The organism is Dactylosporangium salmoneum, assembly GCF_039532525.1.
GTDB lineage: Bacteria > Actinomycetota > Actinomycetes > Mycobacteriales > Micromonosporaceae > Dactylosporangium > Dactylosporangium salmoneum.
In genome coordinates this window covers 73,317-92,854 of the sequence record NZ_BAAARV010000032.1, presented here as the reverse complement: position 1 = coordinate 92,854, position 19,538 = coordinate 73,317, and the positions used below count along the sequence as shown (strand labels likewise).

The window sequence follows — 19,538 nt, the reverse complement described above, 5'->3', positions numbered from 1 at the left end:
GCAACTGTCTCGATCGCAAACGTGTCCTTTAGCCTCCCGCTCCTGTCCCATTGATGCCGAGGCTGATGGGCCATGCCCGCGAGATAGAGCGGCTCCTGCGTTGCTTCTCGTCGGAACCTCTGGCCAACCGTGATCGGCATCGCGGCGGTCCACGCGCCGGGCTGCGTGCTGGCGTTCATGCGCATCGCCATCCTGCCGCTCGGGGCCGGACGGCAGACTGGGCGTCACCGCCGCCCCACGCTCCGCTGCCCACGCCGCCCACGAGAAGGGTGATCCGAGTTGAGACCGGCGTGAGGGCCAGCAGGTATCAGCGGGTCGGGAAACCCGCATCCGGAGAATGCCGCTGGCGCCGAGGTGGTCCCTCACCGGTGCGAGGGAACGTGGAGTCAACGCCCCACACCCTCCCGTTGAACAGGTGACCGACCATGACGACCCGCCCCGTTGACCCGGTGCTGTGCATGGCACTGTTCGTCTCCGACGCCCCCAAGTCCTGCGACCTCGACGACGCCACGATCCGCGAGACCGTTGACCGCACGCTCGACCGGCTCGGGCCGGACGAGTGCTACGCCCGGGCCGCGCAAGAGTTCGGCGACCATCCCGAAACGGCGCTCGACCGCATCCAGTGGGCACGCGAGCAGTGCGCCCGCGCGCTGACCTCGCTCGCCGGCGCCGCCGCCTAGCTCGGCCTAGCGCGGTAGCCCGAATCCGCGAGCCGATTCGCGTCAAGCGGCGGACGGCTCGGCCAGTCTTTGCTCGCTTCCCTGCTTGAACGCACGCCGGGTAGCGGGCAGCAACAGCAAGATGAGCGTCACCGCAGCGCCGCCGAGAATCAGGTAATGGGACCAGCCGTCGACGGCGCGTACCCAGACAGGCGTTGTCCGGTCGTGTGTGACCGTAATGGCAGTGCCGGTCGTATCGGGCCCGTCGCTTCCCCGAATCCAGTCGGGGAGCAGCAGCGCGCACCCCAGCAGGTAGATAGACATCAGCACGCAGCTGGCGCGCCAGGCACTGTGGTTTCTGCGCAACATCCCGGCCGTCAGGTAGACCAGTACGGCGATCGTGATGCCCGCCAACAGCACGGCAGCGGCTTCCATGAGCCAGGCAATGGCGAAACCGGCGCCGTGGTCGTCGATGGTGTAGGTGGCATACGACTGTGCCGTCACGGCGTCCCAGTGCTGCAGGTCGTATATACCCAGCACGACGAAGAGCGCCAAGCCCACCACGAAGACAGGGAGCGACGCCGACGCGGCTCGCAGCGACCACAGCAATGGAGCCTGCGCCAGCGTGCGCCAAAGCTTCATCTGCGGGACTGTACCGATTGGGGGCGTCTCCTGTTCGCCGTCGCTGACCGCCCGTCAAGATCGGCTGGCGCAGTGCCGGCGCGACGCCAGGTACCCGGCGGCTCACTACGCATCGGGGCGCCGCGAGGGGCGGGTGAGCTGATAGGGTTCGAACATGCGTTCGAATCAGCCTTGGGTCATCTTTGGGGACGTCCTGGTCGCGCAGGTGCTGTGCGACCAGGACAGCTTCGTGGACGACGGGCCACCGGTGCCGATCCATCCGCGGGCCCGGGCGCTGCTCGGGCTGGTCTGGCCGAGCAGCGCCGCTCACGCCCGGCTCATGTGGGGCGAGCGCGTCACGGACGTCGAGCGGGTGATCCGGGGCACGGTCCGCGACGAAATGCTGTTCTGGCGCGGGCTCGGCCACGAGCGGGTGCCGCCGGAAGAGATCGACGCCCTGGTCGAGGCCCTGTTCCAGTGCGCCGTTCGCGCGCTGGACCCGAGCCCGCGGCCCGCCACGATCTCCTGGACGCGTCGCACGACGCAGGCGGTCATGCTGGACGGGCAGCGCATCCCCGGCGGCGCGCATTGTCTCCTGGCGGTGAGCTCGGCGGAGAACCCCGACCGGCCGGCACGCCGCCCGCTGGACCTACTGCGGTGGCTCCACCCCGACGCGCAAGACGGAGCCGGGGCGGTGCTGAGCGACCTGCTCCACCCCGACGCGCGCCACAACTCGCACCGCGGCTCCGGGACACTGCTCAGCGACCTGCTCCACCCCGACGCGCACCGCGACTCCGGGGCACTGCTCGGCGACCTGCCCCACCCCGACGCGTACGACGCACGAGATGCGCGCGTCGTAGCCGAGACGGTCCTAGGCGGCCTGCTCCCGGGAGCACCACCACGTCGTGCGGCCGCCGACCGTGCCCCGGTGCATCGGGGCGCCGCAGCGGGGGCAAACGCCGCTGGACCGGCGGGCCGAGACCACTCGCAGGGTGTGCACGCCGCCGCCGGACAGCGCCGTTGACAGCGCGGTGCGCAGGCCGCGGTGCAGCCGGCCCACCTCGGCCTTGGTCAGCTCGTCCACCGGCCGGGCGGGGTGCACCTTGGCCAGCCAGAGCGTCTCGTCGGCGAGGAGGTTCCCAACGCCGGCGAGCGCCTCCTGGTCGAGCAGCCGGGCCTTCACCGGCGCGGTGCCGCGGGACAGCGCGGCCCGGAACTGGGCGGGCGTGATGTCCAGCGCATCGGGGCCGAGCCGCTCCACCGGTGGGTCCAGCCGCACCCGGCCGAGCCGCCGCGGGTCGATGAGCAGCAGCCGGGTGCCGTCGGCGAAGCCGAGGGCGAAGCGCGTGAACCGGTGGTCGCCCTGGGCCCGCCCGCGCTCCCAGTAGTCGCCGCCGTCCACCTCGCCCTCGTCCGAGGAGGCGAACACGATGCGCCCCGACATGCCGAGGTGGATGCCGAGCGTCGGGCCGGAGGTGTCGCACCAGAGGGACTTGCCGCGCCGGTTCGCCGACGTCAGCGTCAGGCCGGTCAGCGCCGCGCGGATGTCGCCGGGGGCGTGCGGCCGGCAAACCCACGTGTCGGCGTCGTCGACGTCGACGATCCGCCGCCGCAGCGCATGCCGCTCGAGGACGGCGCGGGCGGACTCGACCTCCGGCAGTTCGGGCACGCAGGCCAGGCTAACCCGAGGGCCAAGCCGAGCCGCCTCAGGACGAGGCCAAACCGGGCCGCCTGTGCGGGCCAGGCCAGCCCAAAGGCAGCCTGAGGGCGAGGGCGAGCCAAAGGCAGACTGAGGGCGGTGCAAGCCAGGCCGCCTGCGGGCCAGGCCAACCCAAAGGCAGACTGAGGGCGAGGGCAAGCCAGGCCGCCTGCGGGCCGGGCCAACCCAAAGGCAACCTGAGGGCCAGGGCAAGCCGGGCAGCCTGAGGGCCAGGGTAACCTCACCGGGATGCTGCCCGTCGTCGCCGTGCTCGACCAGGTCGTCGCGGCCGTCAGGCACGGGAAGGCGGCCGTGCTCGTCGCGCCGCCCGGCACCGGCAAGACCACGCTCGTGCCGACCGCCCTGGCCGACGGGCTCGATCAGCGGGTCCTGGTCGCCGAGCCGCGGCGGATCGCGGCCCGGGCCGCCGCCCAGCGGATGGCCCAGTTGCGCGGCGAGCGGGTGGGCGAGAGCGTCGGGTACTCCGTGCGCGGCGACCGCAAGGTCGGGCCCAGGACGAGGGTCGAGGTGGTCACCACCGGCCTGCTCGTGCAGCGCCTGCTGGCCGACCCGGAGCTGCCCGGCGTGGGCGCCGTGATGATCGACGAGTGTCACGAGCGGCACCTCGACACCGATTTGGCCACCGCGTTCCTGATCGAGGCGCGCGAGGCCCTGCGCCCGGACCTGGGTCTCTTGGCCGCCACCGCGACCCCCGACGCCAAGCTTCTCCAGGCCACGACCATCACCACCGACAGCCCGCTCTTCCCCATCGACGTGCGCTGGGCTCCGGCGGGCGGCCGGGACATCGTCGAGCACGTCGCCCGGACCACGAGGCAGGCGTGGCGCGAGACCGAGCACGACATTCTCGTGTTCGTACCGGGGGTGAAGGAGATCGAGGGCGTACGCCGGAGCATCCCCGAGATCCCCACCGTCCCCCTCCACGGAAGGCTTCCGGCCGCGGCCCAGGACCAGGCGCTCACCGAGGGGAAGACCCGCCGCGTGATCGTGGCCACCGCCGTGGCCGAGAGCAGCCTGACCGTCCCCGGCGTGCGGGTCGTGGTCGACTCCGGCCTGGCCCGCGTGCCGCGCATCGACCTCGCCCGCGGCCTCGGCTCGCTGGCCACCGTGCGGGTCTCGCGCGCGGGCGCGGCGCAGCGGGCCGGGCGGGCGGCCCGGGAGGGGCCCGGCGTGGTGTACAAGTGCTGGTCCCCCGCCGACGACGAGCGGCTTCCGGCGCACCCCGAGCCCGAGGTGCGCACCGCCGAGCTCACCGGCTTCGCGCTTGCCCTGGCCTGCTGGGGCAGCCCCGGCGGGCGCGGCCTCGCGCTGCCCGACGCGCCGCCCGAGGCCGCGATGAGCGTCGCCACGAGGACGCTGCTGGCGCTCGGGGCGATCGGCGAGGACGGGCGGGCGACCGAGCGCGGGCGGCGCATCGCGCGGGTCGGCGCCCACCCGCGGCTGGCCCGGGCGCTGCTGGACGGGGCGCCGATCGTGGGCGCCCGCAACGCGGCCGAGGTGGTGGCGGTCCTGGCCGAGGACTCCTTCGCCACGGATGACATCGCGGCGGTACGGCGGACCACCGACCGCTGGCGGCAAGAGGCCCGCCTGCTGTACCGCATGATCGAGAACCCCGTCGAGAAGGAGACGAGTGCCGACCGCGCGGCCGGCATCATCGCGGGGCTGGCGTACCCGGAGCGCATCGCCCGGCGCCGCCGCGACGCCTACCTGATGGCCGGGGGCACCGAGGCCGACCTGGCGCCCGGCTCGCCGCTGCAGGGCCACCCGTGGCTGGCGATCGCCGCCGCGGACCGCCCCGCCGGCCGGGTCAACGCCCGCATCCGGCTGGCCGCGGCGATCGACGAGGACATCGCCCGGGAGGCCGGCGCCGCGCTGCTGTCCACTGTGGACGAAGCCACCGCCGCAGGTGTACTGCGCGTGGAGCGCCTCGGCGCCATCGTGCTCGCCAGCAGGCAGGTCGGCGCCGCGCCGGCCGAGCTGGCCGCGCGGGCGCGCCGGGAGCGGCTGCGCAAGGAGGGCGTGCCCTGGACGGCGCTGCGCCACCGGCTCGACTTCCTGCACCGGGCGATCGGCGTGCCCTGGCCCGACGTGAGCGACGAGCCCCTCATCGAGGTGATGGCGGACGGCACCGACGTGCACACCGCGCTGCAGGCCCGGCTGCCGTGGCCGGCGGCGAAGGACCTCGACCGGCTCGCCCCCGAGCGGCTCGCGGTGCCCAGCGGCTCGGCCGTCCGGCTCGACTACGCCGACCCCGAGGGCCCGGTGCTGGCGGTGAAGGTGCAGGAGATGTTCGGCCTCGAACGCACGCCGGAGGTCGCCGGCCGCCCGGTCCTGCTGCACCTGCTCTCCCCCGCCGGCCGCCCGGTGGCGGTCACCCGCGATCTCGCCTCCTTCTGGCGCACCGGCTACCTCCAGGTCCGGGCCGAACTGCGCGGCCGCTACCCCCGCCACCCGTGGCCCGAGGACCCGTCCGCCGCGACCCCGACCCGCCGGGCCAACCCCCGCAAATAGCCGCACGGAGCCCTGCGACCCGCACGCCCGTCCACCGCGACCGGACGGGCCGGCCCGTCCACTCTCCGAGAATCCGGTCGATCCGCTCGTCCAGGTCGTCCGGGCTCGCCGCCACCGCCTGGGCGACGACCTGCTCCTTGCCGGAGAATGGAGACGCGCAGGGGTGACGAGGACTCGCTCCACGAATGCCCGCGAATGAGTCGGCGCAGGTGTTGAGGGGGCGTGGGTGGAGCGAAGCTCCCCCACCGCGAGCGGAGCGAGCAAGCAGTCCGAGTCACCCGCGCCCTCACCCGATCGCGCCCCGCCCGGCCCGGACGCTGGAGGCAGGACGAGGGAGGCTGCCTATGAGAGACGACCTGCCCACGCTGGCCGCCGAGGCGTACGGCTACGGCTATCCCCTGCTGCAGGACCTGCACGCCGTCGACACCGCGAACGTCTTCAACGCGTTCGCGCACCAACGCAGCGTGCCGGACACGCCCAACGCCAATCCCGACCTGCTGTACTCCGTCGCCCAGCTCGACCTGTCCGGCGGCCCGATGTGGCTGCGCATCCCCGAGACCGGCGGGCGCTATCACGTGGTCCAGTTCGTCGACGCCTGGACCGACAACTTCGCCTACGTCGGCAGCCGCACCACCCCCGACGAGGAGCGCGAGTATCTGCTCGTGCCGCCGGGCTGGGCCGGCCGCGAGGCCCCCGCGGCCGACATCATCCGGGTGCCCACGATGATCGCCACGCTGATCGCCCGCTTCCGGACCGGCCCCGGCGTGACGGCCCTGCAGGACGCGCTGACCGTCGAGCGGATGTACCCGCAGGTGCCGCTGGACGGCCTGCCCCACCCCCAGTCCGGCGTCCCCGACGAGCTGTCCTTCCTGGAGACGCTGCGACGCAGCCTGTCGGCGTTCCCGCCCTCCCCGGCCGAGCGGCGCTACCAGCGCCGGTTCGCCCCGCTGGGGCTGTTCGACGGGGGCAACTCGCCGTACCCCACCCTCCCCCGCGAGACGCGCGCGGCGCTGCGCGAGGGACTCGACCGCGGCCGGGAGGCGCTGGAGGAGGCGGCCACCACGGACCACGCCGCGCTGGTGAACGGGTGGACCAACGACCTGCACGCGTTCGACTACAACCTGGACTACTTCGAGCTCGGCACGTTCGATGCTCCACAGTGGACGATCCCGGACCGCGAGGCCGCCCACCGCACCCGCGCGGTCGCGGCCCGCACCCGGCTGTGGGGGCATCACGCCTACGAGGCCGTGTACCCCACCGTCCACAAGGATCGCGACGGCCGGCGCCTGACCGGCGCCCACGCGTACACGCTGCGCCTGGACCCGCCGCCGCCGTCCGCCGCCGGATGGTCGCTGACCATGTACGACGCCCGGACGTCCCACCTGGTCCCCAACCGGCTGGAGCGGCACTCGATCGGCGCCGGCTCCGAGGGCCTGCGGGCCGACCCGGACGGCGCGGTGACGATCCTCGTCCAGCACGAGGAGCCCGCCCCGGAGGCCCGGTCGAACTGGCTGCCGTCCCCGCCGGGCGAGTTCCACCCGGTCCTGCGGATCTACGAGCCGGCCGACGAGCTGCTCCGGGGCGAGTACACCCTGCCACCGCTGGTCCCCGTCTAGGACGGCCGGCCTACGGAGCGGCCAGCGCCTCCGTGGGGGCCAGGCGCGCCGCCCGCACGGCGGGGTAGAGGCCGGCGATCGCGCCGATGACCAGCGTGGCCGCGACCCCGCCGGCCGTCGCCCAGGCCGGCACGACGGTGGGCCAGTCCCGCACGGAGGCGTACAGAGCGGTCACCGCGATGCCGGTGGTCACCCCGCCCACCCCGCCGAGCGCGGAGAGCAGCAGCGACTCGGCGAGGAACTGCACCAGGATCTGGCCCCGGGTGGCGCCCAGGGCCCGGCGAAGGCCGATCTCGGCCCGCCGCTCCAGCACCGAGATGACCATGGTGTTGGCCACGCCGACGCCGCCGACCAGCAGGGCCACCGCGCCCAGGCCGAGCAGCAGCCCGGTGAACGTCCTGTCGGTGGCCTGGCGGGCGGCGAGCGCGTCCGACGGGCGGGACACCTTCACCTGGCCGGGGTTCTGCGGGTTGGCCGTGGCGGCCAGCACGGCCCGGACCGCCTCCACCGACGCGTCCTTCGAGCGGGTGTAGACCGTGGTCGGGTGCCCGTCGAAGCCGACGTACGTCTTCGCCGCGTCCCAGCCGATGAGGGCCGAGGAGTCCAGCTCGGGGGCGAGCGGCACGTCGTCGAGGATGCCGACGACGGCGAACCAGCGCTGGTGGATGTACACCTGCACGCCATCGCCGGCGGTGCTCACGCCCAGCCGCCGGGCCGCGGCCGCGCCCAGCACGACCGCCGGGTACCGCTCGGTGGCCGCGTTGAGCCACACGCCGCCGGCCAGCCTCGCCCCGACCGTGGCGGGCAGGCCGAGCTGGGCGGCGCGCAGCGAGATGGCGTTGGTCTGGCCGGCCGGGATCCGGTCGCTGCGGTACACGTGCGCGCCGGACACCTTGCCGACCGCCGCCACCTGGGTGACCGGGCCGATCCGCGAGATCATCTCGACCGACTCGTCCGGCAGGGTGGCGTCCTCGCCGAAGATGTCGTTGCCGGGCGCGACGGTGAGCATGTTGGTGCCCAGCGCCGCCAGCTGCCGGTCCAGCTCGGCCCGGCTCGACGACGAGATGCCGACCACGGCGGTCATCGCGGCGATGCCGATCGCGATGCCCAGCGCCGACAGGAACGCCCGCATCGGGCGGGTGCGCAGGCCGGCCCCGCCGACCCGGACCACGTCACCGGGGTACAGCCGCGCGGGTTGCAACAACGCCGTCATCCGAGACCACCTCCCCGTCGCGCATGCTCACCCGGCGCGGCAGGCTCTCCGCGATCTGCCGGTCGTGGGTGATGACGAGGATCGTGGTGCCGCCGTGGTGCAGCTCGGCCAGCAGCTGCATGACGCCGGCCCCGGACGCGGAGTCCAGGTTCCCCGTCGGCTCGTCGGCCAGCAGGATGGCCGGCTCGCCCACGACCGCGCGGGCGATGGCCACCCGCTGCTTCTCCCCGCCGGAGAGCTCGTGCGGCAGGTGGTCGAGCCGGTCGGCCAGGCCCACCCGCACGAGCGCGTCCTCGGCCCGGCGGCGCCGCTGCGCGCGGGAGGCCCCGGCGTAGAGCAGCCCGTCGGCGACGTTGTCCAGCGCCGGCTGGCCCGGTGCCAGGTGGAACTGCTGGAAGACGAAGCCGATCCGCCGCGCCCGCAGCGCCGACAGCTGCCGGTCGCGCAGGCCGCCCACCGCGTGCCCGTCGATGCGCACGGCGCCGGACGACGGGCGGTCCAGCGTGCCGATGAGGTTCAGCATCGTGCTCTTGCCCGAGCCCGAGGGCCCGACGACGGCCACGAACTCGCCGGCCTCGACGGCGAGGCTGACGTCGCGGACCGCGACCACGCCGCCGGGGTACTCCTTGCGCACGCTCTCCAGCTCCACGACCGCGCTCATCCCGGCATCCCGACGACCGTGCCGTCGGCGATCCCGTCGCCGCTGACCTCCACCTTGCCCGACGCGAACAGGCCGAGCTCGACGGCGACGACGCGCGTGGCGCCGTTCTCGACGACCTGGACCCCGTAGCCGCCTTCGGCAAGAGCCAGAAGCGCCTGCACCGGTACGGCGAGGACGTTCTCCTTCTTCCCAGCGGTGAAGCCGACGGTGACCGTCATCTGGTCGAGCCCGTCGAACGCCTTGGGGTCGTCCGGCCCGATCGTCGCCCGGTACTTCGTCGCCGCCGGGCCGTTCCCGGAGGCCGGCTGGATGACCGTCTGCACCAGCGCGATCTTGGCCGGCACGCTGCGCCCGTCGGGCAGCTTGACGGTGACCGCGCTGCCGGTCTTGGCCAGCCGGGCGTCGGCCACGTCGAGGTCGACGGTGACCACGGGCGCGGTGTTGGTGTAGGTCAGCACCGCCGTCCCGGCCGGGTCGCCGACCTCGGACTTGTGCTCGCCGACCCGCACCGGCCCGGCCGCGTAGAAGACCCGGCCCGACTCGACCGACCCGGTCTTGGTCAGGCCGAGGTCGCCCTGCCACTTCCTCACCGCGGCGGCGGTCGACGCCGAGTACTTCTCGTCGACGGTGAACCCGGTGTACCCCAGCGCCGCCAGGTTCTCCTCCAGCTGCCGCACGTCCGGGCCCTCGTCGCCGGTGGTCAGGTTGCGATACGACGGCAGGGCGCCGAAGAGCAGTACCACCGGGGCGTTGTCGACGCGGTAGATCGCCTGTCCCCGCTGGACGGTGGCGCCTACGGCGGGCAGCTCGGTGAGCGTGCCCTGGCCGCGGCCGGTGAGCGTGCGGGCGTCGCCGTGGCCGAGCTGGCCGTCCTCGTTCTGACCGTCGACGAGCGTCTGCCTCGTCACCTTCGCGGTCTTCGGCGGCGGCGCCGAGTGGGTGGCGGCGCTGCCGTCGCGGTCCGGCAGGCCGAAGCCGGCGACCGCCGCCGCGCCGGCCACGGCCACCGCGGCGACGCCGAACACCACCCGCCCGGCCCGCCCGCGCCTTCTGCGATCGCTCATGCCGGCGCCCCGGCCTCGGTGTGCTGCTGCTCCCCGCCGTCGCCGCCGCCGGGGGGCTTCGGGCGGTACTCGTCGCAGGCCTTCTCGGCGTCCTTGAACTGCTGGCTCTGCGGGTCGACGCCGAGCTTGTCGCTGTCGATCATCAGCCCGCCCTCCTCGCTCGGGTCCGGGAAGTTGACGATCCCGTGCTCGCGCATGCACTGCGCGAACTTGCGCAGCTTCTCCTGCTGGGCGGGGTCGAGCTTGGGCGGCTCACCGCCGTTGGGCATGTACCGCTTGCACTCGGCGTTGGCCGCGTCGACCTTCGCCTTGTCCGTGCCCTCGGGGATGGTGATGCTGATGCCCCCGCCCTCGAACTGCGGGTCGTTCATCGGGACCCCGTGGTCGCGCATGCATTGCGCGTACTGGAGCATCTGTTCCTGGTCGTCCTTCGGGTCGTGTGACGCCCGGGTGGTGGCGCTCGCGCTGGGCTCCGCCTTGCCGGTGCCCGCCGTCGCCACGCCGGTGTCGCCGTCGCCGCCGCGCGCGCAGCCCGCCAGGGGCAGCACGAGCAGGAGGGCGAGCAGCACAGCACGCATGGTGAACCTCCAAAGCCGCGGCCGGGCCTTCGCCGGCCGCCGCACCGCAGTCAAGCCGGGGGCGCGTCACCGGGCCGTAACCGCGAACGTTGACGCCGCGTTGACGCCGGGACGCGGGACCATGGAGTCATGCGGATTCTGGTGGTCGAGGACGAGCGGCTGCTGGCCGAGACCGTCGCGCAGGGACTGCGCCGCGACGCGCACGCGGTCGACGTCGTCTACGACGGCGCCGCCGCCCTGGAGCGGCTCGCCGTGAACGACTACGACGTCGTGGTGCTCGACCGGGACCTGCCGGTCGTGCACGGCGACGACGTGTGCCGCGAGCTGACCCGGCGCGAGGCGGCGGCCCGGGTGCTCATGCTCACCGCGGCGGCCGACGTCGACGACCGGGTGGCCGGGCTGGCCCTCGGCGCCGACGACTACCTGCCCAAGCCGTTCGCGTTCCGCGAGCTGGCCGCCCGCGTGGCCGCGCTCGGGCGGCGGGCCCGCCCGGCCGCCCCGCCGGTGCTGGAGCGGGCCGGGATCCGCCTCGACCCGCACCGCCGGGAGGTCTTCCGCGACGGCCGCTACGTCCCGCTGTCGCGCAAGGAGTTCGCCGTGCTGGCCGAGCTGCTGCGGGCCGCGGGCGCCGCGGTCTCGGCCGAGCAGCTGCTGGAGAAGGCGTGGGACGAGCACGCCGACCCGTTCACGCACACCGTGCGCATGACGATCCTGAAGCTGCGGCGCAAGCTCGGCGACCCGGCGGTGGTGCTGACCGAGCCGGGAGTGGGGTACCGCATCGCATGAAGAAGATGACCATCCGGGCGCGGCTGACGCTGGTGTACGGCGGGATGCTCCTCGCCGGCGGCCTGCTCGTGCTCGGCATCACCTACCTGCTGTTCTCCCAGCGCCTGGGCAACCAGCTGTTCATCGGCAACCGCGTCAACGGCGGGGAGCCGCCGGGGTTCACGCCCGGCACGTCCGGCGAGACGATGGTCAACGAGATCCAGGGCGAGGTGACCAACAGCGCGAGGCAGGCGCTGTTCGCCCAGGGCGGGATCGCGCTCGCCGTCGTCGTGATCATCGGGCTCGCCTTCAGCTGGCTGATCGCCGGGCGCCTGCTGCAGCCGCTGCACCGGGTCACCGAGACGGCCCGGCGCATCGCCGGCGCCCCCGACCGCGGGCTGCACGAGCGGATCGCCCTGGAGGGCCCGTACGACGAGGTGAAGGAGCTGGCCGACACGTTCGACCTGATGATCGCCCGGCTGGACAAGTCCTTCGACGTGCAGCGCCGGTTCATCGCCAACGCCTCGCACGAGCTGCGCACCCCGCTGACGCTCAACCGCACCCTGCTGGAGGTCACCACCGACGCGGCCGACGCCTCGCCGGAACTACGCCAGCTGGGCCAGACGCTGCTGGCCGTCAACGCCCGGCACGAGCGGCTCATCGACGGGCTGCTGCTGCTCGCCCGCTCCGAGCGCGCGGTCGCCGATCGGTCCTATGTGGACCTCGCCGACGTGGTGGCGCACGTGGCCGCCCAGGTGCCGGCGGGCGCGGTACAGGTGTCGACGGTGGCCGAGGAGGCCCCGGCGACGGGCAACGCGGTGCTGCTCGAACGGCTCGTGCACAACCTGGTGGAGAACGGGGTGCGGCACAACCTGCCCTCGGGGGGCTGGGTGCGGGTGGAGAGCGGGACCCGGCCCGACGGGGTCTTCGTGAGCGTCAGCAACACCGGGCCGCTCGTCCCGCGGTACGACATCCCGGAGCTCTTCGAACCCTTCCGCAGGCACGGCCCGGAGCGCTCTGCGTCGGCCGGCGCCGGCCTGGGGCTGTCGATCGTGCGGGCCGTCGCGCTGGCCCACGGCGGCAAGGTGTTCGCGGACCCCCGCGACGGCGGCGGCCTGACCGTCACCGTGATCCTGCCCACCGCCTCCCAGAGCAGCGAAAATCCGACATAGCTTCGCGCGGTGATCCGGCACACTCGGGGCATGTCAGCACCACCCACCTCCACACGCGAGTTGATCCGCGTCCTCGAGTCCGGGGTACGCGTCAAATATCTGTTCTTCTGGGGTCACCACGAGCGCCGCGACGGCTCGCTCGGGCCGAGCTGCCTGAGCCAGTGGTGGCCGGTCGAGTTCGAGGCCGACGGCGAGCGCTTCGCCTCGGCGGAGCACTACATGATGTGGCGCAAGGCCCGGCTCTTCGGCGACGAGGCGTTGGCCGCCCGCATCCTCGCGGCCACGCACCCGAACCAGGCCAAGGCCCTCGGCCGCCAGATCTCCGGCTTCGACGAGGAGACCTGGGTCCGCGAGCGGTTCGCCGTCGTGGTCGCCGGCAGCCTCGCCAAGTTCTCGGCCCGCGACGACCTGCGCGACTTCCTGCTCGGCACCGGCGACCGGGTGCTCGTCGAGGCGAGCCCGCTCGACCGGGTCTGGGGCATCGGCCTGGCCGCCGGCGACGCGTCGGCCGACGAGCCGGTCCGCTGGCGCGGCCTCAACCTGCTCGGCTTCGCGCTCATGCGGGCCCGCTACGAACTGGCCGGCGCCTCGTGAGCCGGCGCGACGAGGTCGAGCCGCTGCCGGCGTGGGTGGCCTGGCCGATCCGGGTCCTGGCGGTCATCTTCGTGGTGCCGTTCAAGCTGGCCTGGGAGCTGCTGGTCCTCGTCTCGCGTTTCCTGTGGCGGTACGTCGGGCTGCCGCTGTGGCGGTACGTCCTGCGCCCGGTCCTGTACTACGGCCTGTGGGTGCCGATCCGCTTCGTCCTGTACTACCTGCTGTGGGTGCCGATCCGCTTCCTGGCGGTCCACGTCTTCTGGCGCCCGCTGGCCTGGTTCGCGACGCGGGTGCTGGCGCCGGTGTTCGGCGCCCTGTGGGACGGCCTGGTGTGGTTCGTGCGCGCCCTGGGCCCGTTCTGGCGGCTGCTCGGCCGCGTGCTGCTCGAGGTGTCCCGGGCCGTCGGCTGGGGCATGCGGCAGGTGTACCGCTTCGTGCTGCGCCCGCTGGGGCTCGCGGTCGGTTACGTGTTCGTCTTCGCCGGCCGGTACCTGATCGTCCCGGTGGCGAAGGCGATCGCGTACATGTTCGTCTTCATCGGGCGGTACCTGATCGTCCCGGTGGCGAAGGCGGTCGCGTGGGCGTGGAACCACTCCGTCGTGCTGCTGTGGCGGTACCTCGTCGCCATCCCGGTGTCGTGGGTCTGGCGGACGATGGTGGTCCCGGCGGCCAGATGGGTCCGCTACGCGGTACTCCGTCCGATCGCCGAGACCACCCGCCGTGTCCTCGCCGCGATGGGTCTGTAGTTGCCGGGCCGCTAGCCGACCGGCGCCGGCTCCCGAGCCGGCGCCGGGGCGTGCCCCTCGACGTCGACCCGCGGCAGGATCCGGTCCAGCCAGCGGGGCAGCCACCAGTTCGCCCGTCCGAGCAGCGCCATCGCCGCCGGCACCAGCACCATCCGGACCACCGTGGCGTCGACCAGCACGGCGGCCGCCATGCCCACCCCGGTCATCTTGACCGTCACGTCGCCGTCGAGCCCGAAGCCGACGAACACCGCCACCATGATCGCGGCGGCGCTGCTGATCACCCGCCCGGTCGCCGACAGCCCGCGCACCACGCTGCCCTGCGCGTCCCCGGTGACCAGCCAGTCCTCGCGGACCCGGGAGAGCAGGAACACCTCGTAGTCCATCGACAGCCCGAAGAGCACGGCGAAGAGCAGGATCGGCACCCAGCTGGAGACGGCCACCCCGTGCGGCAGCCCGACCGCCTTCGCCCCCGCGTCGGTCTGGAAGACCGCGGTCATCACGCCGTACGCGGCCGCCACCGACAGCAGGTTCATCACCGCCGCCTTGATCGCCACCACCGGCGCCCGGAAGAGCACCGTGAGCAGCAGCAGGGACAGCGCGACGACGAACGCCACCACGATCCAGAGCCGCTCGGACAGCCGCTCGGAGATGTCCGCGAACACCGCCACCAGCCCGGTCACGAGCACCCCGTCGGGCAGCACGTCCGCGCGAAGGTGGTCCAGCAGCCGCGTGGTCGCCTTGTCCTGCGGCCCGGTGGTGGGCTCGACGAGGATGACGGCGGCGTCGCCCTGCACCGCCGGCGGCGCGACGGACGCGACCCCCGGCTCGGTGCGCAGCCGCGCCACGAGTCCGTCGAGGTCGGTCACCTTGCGCAGGTCCACGGCGAGGGCCAGCGGCCCGTTGGCGCCCGGCCCGTACTCGGCCGCCACCAGGTCGTAGGCCTTGCGGGTGGTGTTCGAGGCCGGCTGGCTGCCCGCGTCCTGCGGCCAGGTGCGCATGCCCAGCATCGGCGCGGCGAGCGCGGCCAGCACGACGAGCGCTCCGAGCGCCGCGACGACCGGCCGCCGCGCGACCGCCTGCGCCCACCGGGCCGTCCTCGTCGTGGTGCCGCCGCCGGTGCGGCCCTTGCGGACCCGCCGGGGCAGGACCCGCGGCCCCGCCAGCGCGCAGAGCGCCGGCACCAGGGTGAGTGCTGCCGCCATGACCACGGCGACCGCGGTGAAGGTGGCGTACCCGTACGAGGAGTACACCGGCAGGGACGCCAGCTTCAGCCCGAACAGCGAGACGAGCACGGTCAGGCCGGCCACGATCACCGACGCACCGGCCGTTGCCGTGGCCCGCGCGGCGGCCTCCCGCGGCGCCAGCCCGTCCCGCAGCCCTTCGACGTGCCGGGCCACGAGCAGCAGGGCGTAGTCGATGCCGACGCCGAGCCCGACCATGGTGGCGATCGTGGGCGCGGTACCGCTGATGTCCGTGACCTTCGCGAGCAGCGTGATGACGGCGGAGGCCACCCCGAGCCCCGCGATCGCCACGACCAGCGGCAGCCCGGCGGCGACCACGGAGCCCAGCGCCAGCACGAGGATCAGCAGCGCGGCCACGATCCCGACCGCCTCGGCCGTGCCGCTGGGCGCCGAGATGTTCTCCGCCACCTGCCCGCCGAGCTCGACCTGGACCCCTTCGCGCACCAGCGGCTCGATCGCCTTGCGCAGCGCGTCGACCCCCTCCTTGCCGTGGAAGTCGGTGACCGGGATGTCGTACTGCACCCCGACGAGCGCGGTGTCACCGTCCGCCGACATCCGCGGCGGCGCCACGGCCGACACCCCATGCAGCGCGCCGAGCCGCCCGCGCAGCGCCTCCAGCGCCGCCGGGTCCAGCTTCTTGTCCGAGTGCACGACCACCCGGGTATCGGTCCCGGACATCTGCGGGAAGTGCGCCCGCAGGAACTCGGTGCCGGCCTGCGACTGGGTCCCGGGCACGTTGTAGTCGTCGTGCACCGTCCCCCCGAAACCCGCGGACAGCCCGATGAAGCCGACCAGTACTACAACCCACACCCCGATCGTCCGCCAGGGATGTGCGGCGGCCGCTCCTCCGAGCCGCCCGAGCAAGCGAGACATGACGTCCTCCTTTCGACCGTCACGCTCCCAAGTCCCTCTTTCAGCCGACTTGGAGTCCACTTACGGCGGACCGCCCGCGGTGGACGCCGGAGGTCGCGCTACCGCGCGAGGGCGGCCTTCGCGGCCGCGAGCCAGTGCGGGGCGTTCCAGCGCGCCGCCACGTCCGCGGCCAGCTCGAAGTGCTCCGTCGCGGCCTCCTCGCGGCCCAGCAGCCGGTACAGCCCACCCAGCGTCAGGGCCACCGGCTGCATCACGATGGCCGTGCTCGACAGGCCCGCCAGCTGATCGCGCACCGGGAGCAGCGCGTCGATGACCGGCTCCGCCAGGTCCGCCCGCCCGAGCGCCACGACCGCCAGCGCGCGGACCGTGGAGAAGGCGGACTCGAAGTAGTCCGGGCGGATCGGGTGGACGCCGATGCGGATCGACCGGGCCTCCTCGACGCGCCCGGCGTCGACGAGGGCGAGGGCATAGGCGTCGTCGGCGACGGAGCCGAGCACCTCGCGGGCCAGCCGGGCCGGCTCCAGGTAGTCGGCGGCCCGGCCCTGGCTGATCAGCAGGGTCGCCGTCGCCAGGAAGTGGAAGCCGTCGGCGTGCAGCGAGCCCTGCCGGCGCATTTGCTCGCGCCCTTCGTCGTACAGCGCCTGCGCCGCGGCGAAGTCGCCCTCGATGTGGGCCAGGGCGGCCCGCCCGGCGATGTTGATGGCGAACGACTCGGCGAGGTGGTACGTCCGCGCCACGCTCGACTGCCGTTCGAGCGACGCGCGCAGGCGGGCCGGCCGGTTCGTGGCCGCCGCGCAGTTGCCCAGCACCTGCTCGGCCATCCAGCGGTAGGGCACCAGCCCGTGCCGCTCGGCCAGCTCCTGCAGCTCGGTCCCGACCGCCTCCCGCCGCGCGGTGTCCCGGTCGTACGGCATGGTGCGCGCCCGAGCGGTCAGCCCGAGGGCGAGGAGCCCCGGGTCGCCGGCCCGCCGCGCGATCTCCAGCGCCTCCGCGCCCGCCGCCGCGGCCCGCGGGTCGCCCTCGCCGTCGAGCTCGCTGGTCAGCGCGTCGAGCAGCCGGCAGCGGTCCGCGTCGGCGAGGTCGTCCCGGCGCAGCAGCCGGGTGAGGAGGTCCACGGTGCGTTCATCGACGATGCCGTACTGCCGGATCTGCCACGGCGTCGCCACGGTCCACGCGGTGAACGCGGCGACCAGCAGGTCCTCCCGCCCGGCGGCGACCGCCACGTCCACGGCCCGGTCGCGGGTCCGCCGTGCGGCCGCGACCGCCCCGGCCCGCGCGTACGCCCGCAGCAGCCGCCCCAGCAGCTCGACGCGCAGCGCGTCGCGGTCCCCGGGCACCGCCCCGGCCGCGTCCACCGCGCCGGCGAGCACCTCGGCGGCGGCGTCGTACGCGTAACGCCGCTCGGCCAGCTCCGCCGCCCGCACCGCCGCCTCCACGGCCAGCGGGGCGGTGTCGGAGGAGGCCGCCCGCGCGTAGTGGTGGGCCAGCGCCGGGTAGTCGTCGGGGCGCAGCCGCCGGGTGCAGGCCGCCACCCGCGCGTGCATGCGCGCCCGCCGCAGCTGGGAGAGGTCGGTGTACATCGTGTCCCGCACGAGCCCGTGCACGAACCGCACCCGCCCCGGCCCCGGCTCGGTGAGCAGCCCCGCGATGAGCCCGGCCTCCAGCGCGTCGAGCACCGCGTCCTCGTCGGCGTCGGCCGCCTCGACCAGCGTCTCCACGTCGGCCTCCCGCCCGACCACGGCCGCCAGCCGCAGCACGGCGACGACCGCCGGGGGCAGGCGCGAGAAGCGCCGCCGCAGCACGTCGCGCACGCCTTCGGGCACGTCGGAGGTGGCCACGAGCGCGCCCTCGGAGGCGAGCAGCTGCGCGGACTCGCGCACGTAGAACGGGTTGCCCCCGGTGCGCTCGGTCAGCGCGGCCACGGTCTGCGGGTCCACGTCGGCGCGCGCGAACGCCCGGACGAGCCGGGCGACGTCGGGGGCTTCGAGACCATTGAGCTGTACGCGTACGGGCGATCGCCGGGCCAAGGCCCCCAGCGTGCCGGCCAGCCGCTCCCGGTTGTCCCCCGGCCGCAGCGCCCCGACCACGAGCAGCCTCGGCCCGCCCCGCTCGACCAGCTCGGCGACGGCGGCGAGCAGCATCAGCGTCTCCCCGTCGGCGGCGTGCAGGTCGTCGAGCACGATGGCCACGCCGGCGCCCTGGGCCGCCGCCCGCAGCCACCCGGCCACGCCCCGGTGCAGCCGGAACCGCCCCGCCGCCACGTCCTCCTGCTCCGCGTCGTCCTGCCTTCCGAGGCCCTCGGCGTGCTCCTCGAGCAGCGGCCGCACGGCGGGGAGCAGGTCGCCGGGCGGCGCCGCCCCGGCCAGTTGCCGCAGCGCCTCGACCCAGGCCCAGGCCGGCGGCGCGCCCTCGACCTCCGGGCAGCGCCCGACGGCCACGAGCCAGCCGCGCCGCTCGAGCTCGGCCCGGAAGTGGCCGAGCAGGCTCGTCTTGCCGACCCCGGCCTCGCCGCTGATGAGCACGACCTGGGGGCTGTCCTCCGCGGCCCGCACGAGCGCCTGCAGCTCATCGCCCCGTCCGACGAACGCCTCCGGCGGTTCGGGCGAATCCGATACATCCGGGGCCAAGGGGGCGATCGCGGCTTTCGACGGGCTCGCCGGCGGCGCGGCGACCGTCGGGCGGAGCAGGTCCTCGCGCTGGGCCAGGATGGCCGACTCAAGGTCGAGCAGCGGGCGGCCCGGGTCCAGCCCAAGTTCCTCGGCCAGCACCGTGCGGGCCCGGCGCAGGGCGGCCAGCGCGTCCGCCTGCCGGCCCGCGCTCCACAGCGCCAGTGCGAGCAGCCGCCACGACTCCTCGCGCAGCGGCGCCTGCCGCGTGAGCAGCTCGGCCTCCGCGGCCGCCTCCGCCGCCGCGCCCGAGCGCAGGGTGACGTCCAGCAGCAGCTCGCGGGCGGCGAGGCGGAGCTCTTCCAGGCGTACCGCTTCCGGCTGCGCCCAGGTCTCGCCGACGAACTCGGCGTAGGCGTCCCCGCGCCACAGCTCCAGGGCCGCGCGCAGCAGCAGCCGGGCGCGCTGCGGGTCCGCCGCGGCGGCGGCCCGGGCGTCGGCCAGCAGCCGCTCGAAGCGCCAGGCGTCCACCGACTCCGGCGGGAGGCGGATGGCGTAGCCGGGCGGGGCGCTCACCAGCAGCCGCGCGGGGGCCCGGCGCTCGCGGTCGGGCTCAAGAAGACGGCGGAGGTTGGAGACGTACGCCTGCAGGGACGCGATCGCGCGGGGCGGGGGCTCGCCGCGCCACAGGTCCTCGATCATCCGGTCGACCGAGACGGCCTCGCCGCCGGCGGAGAGCAGCAGGGCGAGCACAGCGCGCTGGCGGGGCCCGCCGATGTCGACGGTCCCGCCTCGTCCGACCTCGACCGCGAAGGGGCCGAGCACCCGCAGCAGCAGCATGACGCTGGCCATGGTAATGGCCCGCAAGAGGCCTCCAAGACCACTACAAGACAGTCCGCCG

General features: G+C 74.4%; 15 protein-coding genes. 7 read left to right on the top strand and 8 right to left on the bottom strand.

The features are described from left to right. Positions 1–425 precede the first annotated feature (425 nt). Positions 426–680, top strand: a complete 255-nt coding sequence (locus tag ABD352_RS21695) for a hypothetical protein (RefSeq protein WP_344614266.1) — start codon at positions 426–428, stop codon at positions 678–680. Positions 681–722: 42 nt separating this feature from the next. Here the strand turns inward: ABD352_RS21695 and ABD352_RS21690 are convergent, their stop codons facing one another. Continuing rightward, positions 723–1,301, bottom strand: a complete 579-nt coding sequence (locus ABD352_RS21690; RefSeq protein WP_344614265.1) for a hypothetical protein — start codon at positions 1,299–1,301, stop codon at positions 723–725. 850 nt (positions 1,302–2,151) lie between these two features. After that, positions 2,152–2,949, bottom strand: coding sequence for an Fpg/Nei family DNA glycosylase (locus tag ABD352_RS21685; RefSeq protein WP_344614264.1), 798 nt, complete (start codon positions 2,947–2,949; stop codon positions 2,152–2,154). Between the two features lie 279 nt (positions 2,950–3,228). Between ABD352_RS21685 and hrpB the strand changes: the two genes are divergently transcribed. Together hrpB and ABD352_RS21675 are read left to right on the top strand one after the other, a co-directional pair. After that, on the top strand, positions 3,229–5,508 hold the full coding sequence (gene hrpB, locus ABD352_RS21680; RefSeq protein ID WP_344614263.1) for an ATP-dependent helicase HrpB: 2,280 nt from the start codon (positions 3,229–3,231) through the stop codon (positions 5,506–5,508). Between the two features lie 344 nt (positions 5,509–5,852). Further along, positions 5,853–7,124: a DUF1254 domain-containing protein gene (locus ABD352_RS21675; RefSeq protein WP_344614262.1), complete on the top strand. Its 1,272-nt coding sequence runs from the start codon at positions 5,853–5,855 to the stop codon at positions 7,122–7,124. A 10-nt stretch (positions 7,125–7,134) separates the two neighbouring features. Here ABD352_RS21675 and ABD352_RS21670 read toward each other — a convergent pair whose 3' ends face one another. From ABD352_RS21670 to ABD352_RS21655, 4 genes are read right to left on the bottom strand one after another with little or no spacing between them, the layout of a single operon-like run. Then, complete coding sequence (locus ABD352_RS21670) at positions 7,135–8,337, bottom strand: ABC transporter permease (protein ID WP_344614261.1); 1,203 nt, start codon at positions 8,335–8,337, stop codon at positions 7,135–7,137. Further along, positions 8,297–8,998, bottom strand: coding sequence for an ABC transporter ATP-binding protein (locus ABD352_RS21665; protein ID WP_344614260.1), 702 nt, complete (start codon positions 8,996–8,998; stop codon positions 8,297–8,299). The genes ABD352_RS21670 and ABD352_RS21665 overlap by 41 nt, the downstream gene beginning before the upstream one ends. Continuing rightward, a complete protein-coding gene (locus ABD352_RS21660) occupies positions 8,995–10,062 on the bottom strand; it encodes a peptidoglycan-binding protein (protein ID WP_344614259.1) in 1,068 nt (355 codons plus the stop codon). The genes ABD352_RS21665 and ABD352_RS21660 overlap by 4 nt, the downstream gene beginning before the upstream one ends. Then, on the bottom strand, positions 10,059–10,640 hold the full coding sequence (locus ABD352_RS21655; RefSeq protein ID WP_344614258.1) for a hypothetical protein: 582 nt from the start codon (positions 10,638–10,640) through the stop codon (positions 10,059–10,061). Before ABD352_RS21655 ends, ABD352_RS21660 begins: the two co-directional genes overlap by 4 nt. Before the next feature lie 129 nt (positions 10,641–10,769). Between ABD352_RS21655 and ABD352_RS21650 the strand changes: the two genes are divergently transcribed. From ABD352_RS21650 to ABD352_RS21635, 4 genes are read left to right on the top strand one after another with little or no spacing between them, the layout of a single operon-like run. Continuing rightward, positions 10,770–11,426, top strand: a complete 657-nt coding sequence (locus ABD352_RS21650; protein WP_344614257.1) for a response regulator transcription factor — start codon at positions 10,770–10,772, stop codon at positions 11,424–11,426. Next, positions 11,423–12,577, top strand: coding sequence for a sensor histidine kinase (locus tag ABD352_RS21645; RefSeq protein ID WP_344614256.1), 1,155 nt, complete (start codon positions 11,423–11,425; stop codon positions 12,575–12,577). The genes ABD352_RS21650 and ABD352_RS21645 overlap by 4 nt, the downstream gene beginning before the upstream one ends. Positions 12,578–12,607: 30 nt before the next feature. After that, positions 12,608–13,171, top strand: a complete 564-nt coding sequence (gene ybiA, locus ABD352_RS21640; protein WP_344614255.1) for a riboflavin biosynthesis intermediates N-glycosidase — start codon at positions 12,608–12,610, stop codon at positions 13,169–13,171. Then, a complete protein-coding gene (locus tag ABD352_RS21635; protein ID WP_344614254.1) occupies positions 13,168–13,917 on the top strand; it encodes a hypothetical protein in 750 nt (249 codons plus the stop codon). The genes ybiA and ABD352_RS21635 overlap by 4 nt, the downstream gene beginning before the upstream one ends. 11 nt (positions 13,918–13,928) lie before the next feature. Here ABD352_RS21635 and ABD352_RS21630 read toward each other — a convergent pair whose 3' ends face one another. Continuing rightward, on the bottom strand, positions 13,929–16,031 hold the full coding sequence (locus tag ABD352_RS21630; protein WP_344614253.1) for an MMPL family transporter: 2,103 nt from the start codon (positions 16,029–16,031) through the stop codon (positions 13,929–13,931). Between the two features lie 98 nt (positions 16,032–16,129). Next, a complete protein-coding gene (locus ABD352_RS21625) occupies positions 16,130–19,504 on the bottom strand; it encodes an ATP-binding protein (protein WP_344614252.1) in 3,375 nt (1,124 codons plus the stop codon). Between the last annotated feature and the right edge of the window lie 34 nt (positions 19,505–19,538).